This is a genomic window from Candidatus Methylomirabilota bacterium (genome assembly GCA_027293415.1).
Lineage (GTDB): Bacteria > Methylomirabilota > Methylomirabilia > Methylomirabilales > CSP1-5 > CSP1-5.
The window spans coordinates 1-10,343 of the sequence record JAPUFX010000035.1; the positions used below are offsets into that span (position 1 = coordinate 1).

9 protein-coding genes and 1 pseudogene are annotated in these 10,343 nt (G+C 59.7%); 7 read left to right on the forward strand and 3 right to left on the reverse strand.

Annotated features, from left to right (window positions below):
* Nucleotides 1-207 precede the first annotated feature (207 nt).
* From O6929_02420 to ggt, 7 genes are all read left to right on the forward strand, one after another.
* The gene (locus O6929_02420; protein ID MCZ6479252.1) at nt 208-1,200 is read left to right on the forward strand and encodes a 3'(2'),5'-bisphosphate nucleotidase; all 993 of its coding nucleotides are present in this window, start codon (nt 208-210) and stop codon (nt 1,198-1,200) included.
* A 238-nt stretch (nt 1,201-1,438) separates the two neighbouring features.
* Nucleotides 1,439-1,693 (forward strand): winged helix-turn-helix domain-containing protein, encoded by a 255-nt coding sequence (locus tag O6929_02425; protein MCZ6479253.1) that lies wholly within the window; start codon nt 1,439-1,441, stop codon nt 1,691-1,693.
* Nucleotides 1,694-1,710: 17 nt separating this feature from the next.
* Complete coding sequence (locus O6929_02430) at nt 1,711-2,097, forward strand: FCD domain-containing protein (protein ID MCZ6479254.1); 387 nt, start codon at nt 1,711-1,713, stop codon at nt 2,095-2,097.
* Nucleotides 2,098-2,199: 102 nt separating this feature from the next.
* Nucleotides 2,200-3,288 (forward strand): TRAP transporter substrate-binding protein, encoded by a 1,089-nt coding sequence (locus tag O6929_02435; GenBank protein ID MCZ6479255.1) that lies wholly within the window; start codon nt 2,200-2,202, stop codon nt 3,286-3,288.
* A 138-nt stretch (nt 3,289-3,426) separates the two neighbouring features.
* Entirely contained in the window at nt 3,427-3,978 is a 552-nt protein-coding gene (locus O6929_02440; protein ID MCZ6479256.1) for a TRAP transporter small permease subunit, read from the forward strand.
* Nucleotides 3,968-5,296, forward strand: coding sequence for a TRAP transporter large permease subunit (locus O6929_02445; protein MCZ6479257.1), 1,329 nt, complete (start codon nt 3,968-3,970; stop codon nt 5,294-5,296). The genes O6929_02440 and O6929_02445 overlap by 11 nt, the downstream gene beginning before the upstream one ends.
* Nucleotides 5,296-6,945 (forward strand): gamma-glutamyltransferase, encoded by a 1,650-nt coding sequence (gene ggt / locus O6929_02450; protein ID MCZ6479258.1) that lies wholly within the window; start codon nt 5,296-5,298, stop codon nt 6,943-6,945. Before O6929_02445 ends, ggt begins: the two co-directional genes overlap by 1 nt.
* Nucleotides 6,946-7,034: 89 nt before the next feature.
* Here the strand turns inward: ggt and O6929_02455 are convergent, their stop codons facing one another.
* The 3 genes and pseudogenes from O6929_02455 to O6929_02465 all read right to left on the reverse strand — a co-directional run bounded on the left by O6929_02455 (nt 7,035) and on the right by O6929_02465 (nt 10,332).
* Complete coding sequence (locus O6929_02455) at nt 7,035-8,225, reverse strand: aspartate/tyrosine/aromatic aminotransferase (GenBank protein MCZ6479259.1); 1,191 nt, start codon at nt 8,223-8,225, stop codon at nt 7,035-7,037.
* A gap of 30 nt (nt 8,226-8,255) precedes the next feature.
* On the reverse strand, nt 8,256-9,071 hold the full coding sequence (locus O6929_02460; GenBank protein MCZ6479260.1) for a cytidylate kinase family protein: 816 nt from the start codon (nt 9,069-9,071) through the stop codon (nt 8,256-8,258).
* 50 nt (nt 9,072-9,121) lie between these two features.
* A pseudogene (locus O6929_02465) lies at nt 9,122-10,332 on the reverse strand (tripartite tricarboxylate transporter permease).
* Nucleotides 10,333-10,343 lie beyond the last annotated feature (11 nt).

Below are 10,343 nucleotides of genomic sequence, written 5' to 3' on the forward strand. Positions count from 1 at the left end.
CCTGCCATCTGAGTGCGGGTAAAGGGCCTGGATCCTTGCCACCGTGAGTTACTGATACAATGATGGCAAGAAAATCCTCGCAGCGCCGCATTGCCACTAGTCGGACCGGATTCATTAGGTGGCTGGAATGCGACTATACCCAAGTATATTATACCGTGGATTTCAACGCTGGAACGAGCAATCAAGTAGGGGAGAGCCGGCCAGATCATGGCGTACGAGAAAGAACGTCGCGTGGCTGTGGAAGCCGTCCTCAAAGCGTGCCGCCTATGCCAGGTAGTGCGAGAGGCCCTCGTCTCTGAAGAGACCATGGCCAAAGAAGACAGGTCACCGGTGACGGTCGCCGACTTCGGCTCGCAGGCCGTGATCAGTTTAGATTTACTGAGAGCCTTTCCCGACGACCCGGTCGCGGCAGAGGAAGATGCCGCTGACCTGCGGACCCCGGCCGGATCGGCGCTCAGGGCTAAGGTCACTCAGCACGTCAGCACCATAGTTCCGGGACTGAGCGATGAAGAGATTCTAGCCAGCATCGACCGTGGCACCTGGGCGGGTGGACCCACGAGACGCTATTGGGTCCTTGATCCCATCGATGGGACCAAGGGATTTCTGCGGGGCGACCAATATGCCGTTGCCCTGGCGCTGATTGAAGAGGGGCAGATCGTTCTCGGTATACTCGGCTGCCCGAACCTCCCAATCGATGCTAGCCGTTCTACCGGGCCCAAGGGCAGCCTCTTCATTGCCCTCAAGGGCGGGGGTGCCACGGTGCGGCGATTTGACGACCCGTCCGAGACAAGGATCGGGGTGACGGAGATTGCCGATCCGGCGCAGGCGGTCTACTGCGAGTCTTTCGAAGACTCTCATTCCTCGCACAACAGTACGGCACGCATTGCAGCGATCCTCGGTGTAACGGCTCCGCCGCTGCGGATCGACAGCCAGTGCAAGTATGGGGTGGTCGCCCGCGGCGACGTCTCGATCTATCTTCGGCTCCCCCCCCGCGCCACCTACGAGGATAAGATCTGGGATCACGCTGCGGGATCTATTGTTTTAAAGGAGGCCGGAGGTGAGGTGACCGATGTCTATGGCCGACCACTCGACTTCTCGCTGGGTCGGACACTCCGCGAAACCGTAGGCATCCTCGCAACCAATGGCAAGCTCCATACTCGGGTTCTCGCCGCTGTGCGACAGGCTCTGGAATCTGACTGACGTCGGATCCTCTTGCGAGCGATCCCTGAGCATCCTTTCCGGACACGGATCAGCAGAAGTCTCACCATCAACGCACAACGATCTCCCCATTTCCGCCTCGCCTGACGGCCGCTCAGCATTTTCCGCTTGACAGGGTAAGACGGGCAGGGGTAACGTCCAGCCCACTGAGTGGCCTGATGGTTGACAAGTCCTCTCCCCATGCTGAAACCCGTCGAAAAGAAGTTCCGTAATTGCACTGGTGGTTAGCAAGATCCGGCAATTTATTGTCAAGAGCCGCCTGAAAGATGGGAGCCGCCTTCCCTCCGAGCATGAGTTCTGCCGCCGGCTCCAGGTAAGCCGCCCCACGGTGCGAGAGGCCCTGAACGTATTGGAAACACTGGGATTGGTCGAAAAGATCCCTGGACGGGGGCCTTCGTCCGACGCCGCCCCCGACCGTACAGGGCTGGTGGTCACCCTTACACCGCAGATGAAATTGCCGAGGCGAGCCTTTTAGCCCATGAGGTTCGACTGATCGACGAGACACGCTGTGCGTACCTGGCGGCCCAACGGGCTGATGAAAACGACCTCTGGCACCTCGAGATGGCCTTACAGAAACTGACAAAGGCGCTGAGAGCGAGGGAGACTCCCACGGCGGTTCTGGCGGACATCGAGTTCCACAGTATTATTGCCCGCTCGACGAAGAATTCGGCGCTGTTGACGCTGATTGCTACGATCGAACCGATCATCACGGAAAACCGCCGGAACACGATTCAGTCCTTTGACAGCGAGGCCCTGGCGATTCCCCATCTCAAAATCTACGAAGCGATCAAGCGGCAGGATCCGGACGGGGCTGCCTTGGCGATGGAGCGGCATTTACAAGAGCTCATGGAGTTTATCTTTCCCGCAGACGTGGCCTGATTGCGTATGCGCCTCCAGACGGGACTGGGGGACAGCCTTGCGACTTCTCACGCTGCGCAGGGCTGGGGGTAAGGCACTCAACACCATGGAGAGGAGGAGGTTATGGATCGACGAACGTTCCTGAAATCGGCGGGAGTTGGAGCGGCGGCAACGGCCTTGGCCGCCCCGAATGTCTGGGCCAAACCGAAGTCGTATCGGTGGAAGATGGTAACCACCTGGCCGCCTGGACTCCCCTTTTACCAGGTTGGCTCTGGCAGTGCCGAATGGATGGCCAAGCGTATCGGAGAAATGAGTGGCGGACGGCTCAAGATCCGCGTGTATGCCGCGAAAGAGCTTGTCCCGGCCTTCGGGGGTTTCGATGCTGTCTCCCAGGGGACGGTAGAGATGAACCACGGTGTGGCCTATTACTGGGCAGGGAAAACCTTTGCCGCCCAGTACTTTGGGACGATTCCCTTCGGGATGAATCCTGCAGGTGCCAACGGCTGGTATTATGAAGGTGGCGGGATCCCGCTCTGGGAAGAGACCTACAAGGACTTCGGTCTTGTTCCCATGCCGTGTGGGAATAGCGGGATTCAGATGACCGGATGGTTCAACAAGGAAATCAACAGCATCAAGGATCTCAAAGGTCTCAAGATGCGAATCCCGGGACTGGCCGGCAAAGTCCTGGCGGCACTGGGGGTCAACGTGATCCTCCTCCCCGGAGGTGAGATCTTTCCGGCCCTCGAGCGCGGTGTGATCGACGCCGCAGAGTGGGTTGGGCCGTATCAGGATCGGCGCCTCGGTCTGTATCAGGCGGCGAAGTATTACTACCACAGTGGGTGGCACGAGCCCTCGACGACGAGCGAGTTGATTATTAACAAGAAGGCGTGGAATTCCCTGGAGAAGGACCTCCAGGCTATCGTGCGGGCTGCCGCGACCGAGGCGAACTTGCGGAGCACCTCGTGGGCTGAGGCCAATAACGCGGGGGCGCTCGACGACATGATCAGGAATAAAGGCGTGAAGCTCCGGCTGCTGCCCAAGGATGTTATTGAAAAGCTCCGTGTAACAACCGCGGAGGTGCTCGCCGAGGCGAACAAGGATCCCCAGAGCCGAAAGGTCTACGCGTCCTACCAGAGGTTTCAGGACAACTGGCGCGAGTGGGCGGGCATCTCCGAGGGGACGTATCACGAGTACATCCGCGGTAAGAAGTAACGTCAGGCCAGTGTGGTTAGAGGGGCGGCGGGTGATCCCCGCCGCCCCGTTCTTACGTCTGGACATACTCAACGTTATGCATGAAGGCCTGGTCTGAGTTCGCTGGTCGTCCCAGACAGAAATCCAAAAGGAGCGCACATGTATTGGCTGCAAAAAATCAGTCGCCGAATCGACGCACTCAACGAGCGGGTCGGCCGCGCGACGTCGTGGCTCGCGTCCCTGATGGTCGCGGTGGTGGCGTGGAATGTTTTCCTCCGGTTATTCTTCCACAAGGGATCGGTCGCCATGCAGGAGCTCGAGTGGGCCCTCTTTGGCCCGCTCTTCTTGCTCACGGCGGGCTACACCCTGGTGCACGACGAACATGTCCGAGTGGATATCTTCTATTCACGGCTCTCAGATCGGGGCAAGGCCCTCGTGGACTTGGCCGGTTCGCTTCTCTTCCTCATTCCGGTCTGTGTCTTGATTATCTGGACCTCATGGCCCTTTATCGCTGCCTCGTGGGCGGCGGGGGAGGTCTCGCCTGATCCGGGGGGACTGCCGGCCCGGTATATTCTGAAGGCCGTCATACCCGTCGGGTTTTCCCTTCTCGGACTGCAGGGCCTCTCGATGGCAATTCATAGCCTCTGTCGTGTGATGGGCCTCGAAGGCGAGGAGGACACACCAGAAAGAGACACCTTCGTTGGAACTTGAAACCCTAGCCGTCCTGATGATCGTGGGGCTCCTCGTCCTGCTGTTGCTGGGCTACCCAGTCGCTTTTACGCTCGGGGCCGTCGGATTCATCTTCGGCATGATGGGTTTCGGTTTCGATTTCTTCTACCTGTTGCCGCTTCGGATTTACGGCGTAATGGAAAATTACACGCTGCTGGCTATCCCTTTGTTCGTCTTCATGGGGGTGATGCTCGAACGATCCGGATTGGCCGAGGATCTGCTCGAGACGATGGGGCTGCTCTTTGGCGGGATGCGGGGCGGACTGGCGATCTCGGTGGTCGTGGTCGGGGCGTTGCTCGGGGCGTCAACGGGGATCGTGGGGGCGACGGTCGTGACGATGGGGCTTTTATCGCTCCCCACCATGCTGCGCCGGCGATATAGCCCAGAGCTGGCGACAGGGACCATCTGTGCGTCCGGAACCCTCGGCCAGATCATCCCCCCGAGCCTCGTCCTTATTGTGCTGGCCGATATCCTCGGGATTTCAGTCGGGGCCATCTTCGTGGCCGCTTTTCTCCCCGGTCTTATGCTGGCCGGAATCTTTGTCGTGGCGATCGCCCTGATCGCTTTCTTCTTTCCGGCGGCGGCTCCGGCGATCCCCTTTGAAGAGCGAGCCCGCGTCAGCGCGGGAGAGCTTTTCATCCGTTCTGTGAAGGTCCTTGTTCCCATCGGGGCTTTGATCGTTGGCGTCCTCGGTTCGATCTTGATGGGGTTAGCCGCGCCCACCCGCGCAGCGGGAATGGGTTGCGTGGGGGCCCTACTGATTACGGCCTTGAACGGTCGCCTGACGATGCAACGACTTCGCGAAGTGAACCGGAGCACCGCCAGGATTACGTGCATCGTGATGATCATCTTAGTGGGGGCCCAGGTCTTTGGCTTAAGCTTCCGTGGGCTCGACGGGGACGTCCTCGTTCGGGACATGCTGACCTCCATGCCGGGGGAGAAGTGGGGCGTGATTGCGTTCGTGATGGGACTCTTGTTTTTCCTCGGCTTCTTTCTGGAATGGATCGAGATCACCTTTATCGTGGTGCCGATCGTGGCGCCGGCCTTGATTCAACTGGACGTCGATCTACTTTGGTTTTCGATCGTGATCTGCATGAATCTTCAGACGTCGTTTCTGACGCCCCCCTTTGGGTGGTCACTCTTTTTTTTGAAAGGGGTTGCACCCCCCGAGGTGACGACCGGCCATATTTACCGAGGCATCGTCCCCTTTGTGGCCCTCCAGATCGTCGGGTTGGTGCTTCTTCTCATGTTTCCCGAAATGGCCCTCTGGCTTCCCCGGCTGATCGGCTGGTATGAGTAATGACACCCACCGCACATCGCCCGACCGTCCTCGCCCCCCGGGGGATGGTCGCGTCCCCCCATTACCTCGCCTCGGCCGCAGGGCTCCGAGTCCTCCAGGCGGGTGGTAACGCCATCGACGCCGCCATCGCTGCTGCGGCCGTCTGCTCCGTGGTTTATCCCCACATGTGCAGTATCGGCGGGGATAACTTCTGGCTGATTTACGATGCCAAGACCAGAACCGTTCGGGCCCTCAACGGGTCGGGGCGATCGGGAGAGCGGTGCAGTATTGATCAGTACCACCGCACGGGCAATCTCAATGCCATTCCTCGCCGTGGATTCCTGGCGGCCAATACGGTGCCGGGAGCGGTGGACGGGTGGGCGACGGCGCATGAGTACGGACGTTGGAGCGTGGGGACAAAGCTTCTGTGGTCCTCCCTTTTCGAGGAGGCCGTTGAGTATGCTGAAAAAGGATATCCGGTCTCCCCGAGTCAGTCGGTGTGGACCGGACGGAACATCGAGGATGAATCCGACCCGCTCCGGGGGCTGCAGCGGTGGGAAGGATTCCGTCGAACCTTTCTGAATCCGAATGGTGAGCCGTATCACCCCGGCGAAATCATGAAGCAACCGGATCTCGCCCGCACGCTGAAGACCATTGCCTACGGGGGAGGTCGCTTTTTTTATGAGGGGGATATCACTCGGCGGATCGTCCGGTATCTCGATCAGCATGGCGGAATGCTGACGGAAGGCGACTTTTACAGTCACCGATCGGATTGGGTGGAGCCGATTCGGGCCGGGTACCGGGGATACACGGCTTATGGATTTCCACCGAATACCCAGGGGATGGCAGCCCTCATGATCTTGAGCATCCTGAACCATTTTGATCTCGGGAAATTGGGGGAGGGAACCCTCGACTATTATCATCTGCAGGTCGAGGCGACGAAGCTGGCGTTTGCCGACCGTGATCGGTGGGTAACCGACCCCGCCTCCATTCAGATTCCCCTGGATCGACTCCTCTCAGCTCGATACAGTGAAGACCGCGCCCGTCTTGTCACCATGACCCGTGCCAGTGAACGCTACGAGCCCGGGCTCGTACGGGGTGATACGGTCTACATCGGCACCGTCGATGCGGAGGGGAATAGCGTGTCGATGCTCCAGAGCATCTATTTCGAGTTTGGTTCGGGGATCGTTGCCGGGGACACAGGCGTACTCCTCCAGAATCGGGGATCCTTTTTCTCCCTTGATCCGACCCACGTCAACCGTCTTGAGCCGAGGAAACGGACGTTTCACACCCTGATTCCCGCCATGCTCCTCAAGGGCGATCGCCTCTTCCTGGTGTATGGCACCATGGGAGGAGAGGGCCAACCCCAGACGCAATCGGCATTGGTGACCAGGATCGTCGATTTCGGCTTCAGTCTTCAAGAGGCAATCGAGGCTCCTCGCTGGCTGTACGGCCGAACCTGGGGAAGGGTGAGTACCGATCTCCTCTTAGAGGACCGCATACCGTCTTCAGTTGCAGAAGGGCTCAAACGACGGGGCCACCCGGTCCGGGTTGTCGGGACGTGGGAAGATGTCATGGGGCATGCGCAGGCGATCCTCATCGACCCCGAGACCGGCGTCCGGCACGGGGGGGCCGATCCGCGGGGAGACGGATTGGCGATGGGGTATTAACCCCGATCCGAAAATATGATCACATCCGCAGCCCTCGGGATAGGCTTCGAGAAAGGCCGGATCGGGGTTACGGTCTATGGGGGGACAGGTTAGAGAACGCTGGCGATCGCGTCGCAGAGGGTGGCCATGTTGGCTTCTGTCATGCCAGAGATATTGATCCGTCCAGACTCAACGAGGTAAATTGAGTACTTGTCACGAAGCGTCTGGATCTGCTCCTTGCTCAAACCAGATACGGAGAACATGCCCTTCTGCTCCCGGGCGAAAGAGAAGTCTCGCGGAACCCCTCTCGCGGCCATGGATTCGACAAACAGCGTGCGCATCTCGTTGATGCGATCGCGCATCTGCCGAAGCTCTCCCTCCCAGAGGGATCGCAATTTCGTATTGTGTAGGATCGTTGTCACGATCGTCCCGCCGTGGGCCGGAGGATTCGAATAGTGTGCCCGGATGCTCACCTTCACGTGGCTGAGAACGGCCTGAGCCTCCTTCTGGGATCTCGCCAATACCGTCAAAGCCCCCACGCGCTCGTTGTAGAGACCGAAGTTCTTGGAAAAGCTGCTACAGATCATCATCTCGCAGCCCGGGCGGCAGAGCTCTCGTAATCCAACCGTGTCCTCTCCGAGCCCTTCACTGAAGCCCTGGTAGGCCAAGTCCACAAGGGGAAGAATCTTGCGATCGGTCAACACAGAAGCGATCCGAGCCCACTGCTCGCGATCCGGGTCGAGCCCTGTGGGGTTGTGGCAGCACCCGTGCAACACAACCACGTCCCCCGCAGGGATCTCCCTGAGGGCATGGAGAAACTTGTGAAAATCCAACTGGTTGTTTGCCTTGTCAAAGTAAAAATAGCTTCTGACCTTGAGGCCGGCTGATCGGAAGATGTTGGGATGATTCGCCCACGTGGGATGACTCAGCCAGATCGTCGAGCTGGGCGACAACTGCTTCACGTAATCGGCCACAAGGCGAAGGGCTGCCGTCCCTCCAGGCGTGTGTGCCGTCGCGCCTCGCTGAGATACGATGACCTCGTGGCCACTTCCCAAAAGCAGTTCCTGGACAATCTCGCCGAACTCAGGCGCCCCCTGAATCGGTTTGTAGCTTTTCGTCGTCTCCTCTTTCAGGATGCGCTCTTCGGCCTTCTTCACTGCCGCGAGGACCGGCGTCTTCCCGGAAGCGTCCGTGTAGACACCGGTACTGAGGTTGACCTTTTCCGGATTGGTGTCTTTTAGGAATGCCTCCGTCAGACCGAAAATCGGGTCCGGGGGAGCCATCCCGAGTGATTCAAACATCCCTTGACCCTCGCGACAGAGCCGTTACTTTCAGAGGCGGCGATGTTCTTCGAGCACGATCAGCTCGCTCTTCAGACTGTGAACTCCGGGAATCGTCCGGGCGATCCGTTCCACCTCCTCACGATCCACGGTCTCTGGGACGACCCCTCGAAGGATCACCTCGCCCTCTCCTGCGACGACATCCACATCCTGGCGGGCCGTCCGGCGGTGGGACTTCAAGGTAGCCCTGACCTTTGTCGCGAGAGCGAGGTCATGAAGCCGCTTGAGCGAGCTGTCGGTTGGTTGAAACTCGGGAGCCTCGATCAATTTCCTCACCTGGGCCACGCCGGTGGCTAAAGAGACGTTGCCGGTATTGATGGTGAGGTCATAGAGGAGCGGATCGGCCCACTCCGCGTCGAAGAACTGCCGGATCCGGCTTGCCACGCCCTTGTCGTAATAGCGGATCCGCTTGTAGGCCTCGGCCTCTTCGATACCAAGTCGCTCCATCACGCGCCGCACCCGGGTGTCCACCGGGGCGCAGACCCGAATTCGGATCGCGTGGTCTACCTCTTTGAGGAGGAGGGTAGACCACCGTCCCATGATAATCACACGCTCGCGCAGCGCAAATTCGTACACCTCGGCGGCGACGAAGGTGTGGTGGCGCCGCGCCGTTTCAGTGAAGACCTCGAAAAATCCCGGTTTCTCCTCGACCGTCTCGACGATTTTTTCTTCCAGCGCGTGGTATTCCCGCGCCGCCTCCCGGATGATGTCCTGCCGAATGAATTCAAATCCGAGTTCTTGTGCAAGCTCCTTCCCGATGAAGGTACCGAGGCTGCCCATCTCTTTGGTCATCGCGATGACTGGCATGGCTCCCCTCGAATTCTTGCAGCTCCTACAAACGCGCGGTCGGCTTTTGCTTAGGTCTTGGCCAATGCGACCCGCCGACGGAAGTGGCGGATTATTGCGCCGACCACGGGGATGGCGTACAGGGCCACGCTGGTCCACATGAGGGCTGCGGCAATCGGATGGGAGAATACACCTCCCTCGAAGCCGAAGAAGATGCTGATGGAGCCGTGAGACATGATGAGGCTCTGGCGTAGGGAGACCTCCGTGCCGTTGCCGAGGACCAGGGCGAGGACCATGGGGGCGAGCGGATAGTCGAGCTTTCGGAAGACGTAGCCGGCAAGCCCAAAGATGAAGGCGAGCCACATGTCGAAGACGCTATAGGTCGGCGCGTACCCCCCGACCGCGCAGACCACAATGATCAGCGGCGCCAGGATGGTAAAGGGCAGCCACAGGATCATCGTGAAGAGAGGAATGGCAAAAAGGTTGATCAGGACTGCCAGGACGTTGGCAATATAAAGACTGGCGATGAGTCCCCAGACGAACTCGCGGTGCTCGATGAAGAGCATCGGCCCAGGGAGGAGACCCCACACGACGAGGGCGCCCAGCATGACTGCAGTCGTCGGCGAGCCGGGGATGCCCAGGGTGAGCATCGGGAGCATGGCCCCGGTGCTCGCCGCGTTGTTGGCCGTCTCCGGTGCGATGACCCCTTCAATGGTGCCGGTGCCGAAGGCCTCCGGGTGTTTGGAAAACCGCTTCACAACGCTGTAGCTCATGAAAGAAGCGGGCGTGGCCCCCGCCGCCGGCAGCATGCCGACGAAGAACCCGAGGAGCGATCCAATCGTGAAGGCCCGCTTGTACTTGACCATCTCTTTGATCGTCGAAAGGATGTCCCGCAGCCGGACCTTCACCGTAACGCGCTCACCGGCCACTAATCTTTCCTCGGCACTAAACAGGATCTCTCCGATCCCGTACAAACCGATGGCGAGGACCAGGAAATTGACGCCGTGGTAGAACCCGGCGATGTCCCCAAAGATCATGCGCGGGCGGCCACTTATGATGTCGAGGCCGACGGTGCTCAAGATGAGACCAATGAGGGTGGCGATGATCGTCTTGAGCGGGTTGCCACCCCCAGGCCGGCGAAAGTGGCGTACGCGAGGAGCATGAGGGTGAAGGTCTCCGCTGGGCCGAATCTCAGGGCGAATTCGGCGAGGGGGGGTGCGAAGAGCGTAAAGAGGATGATCGAAACAGTGCCACCGACGAAGGAACTGACCGCGGCACCCACGAGCGCCTGGG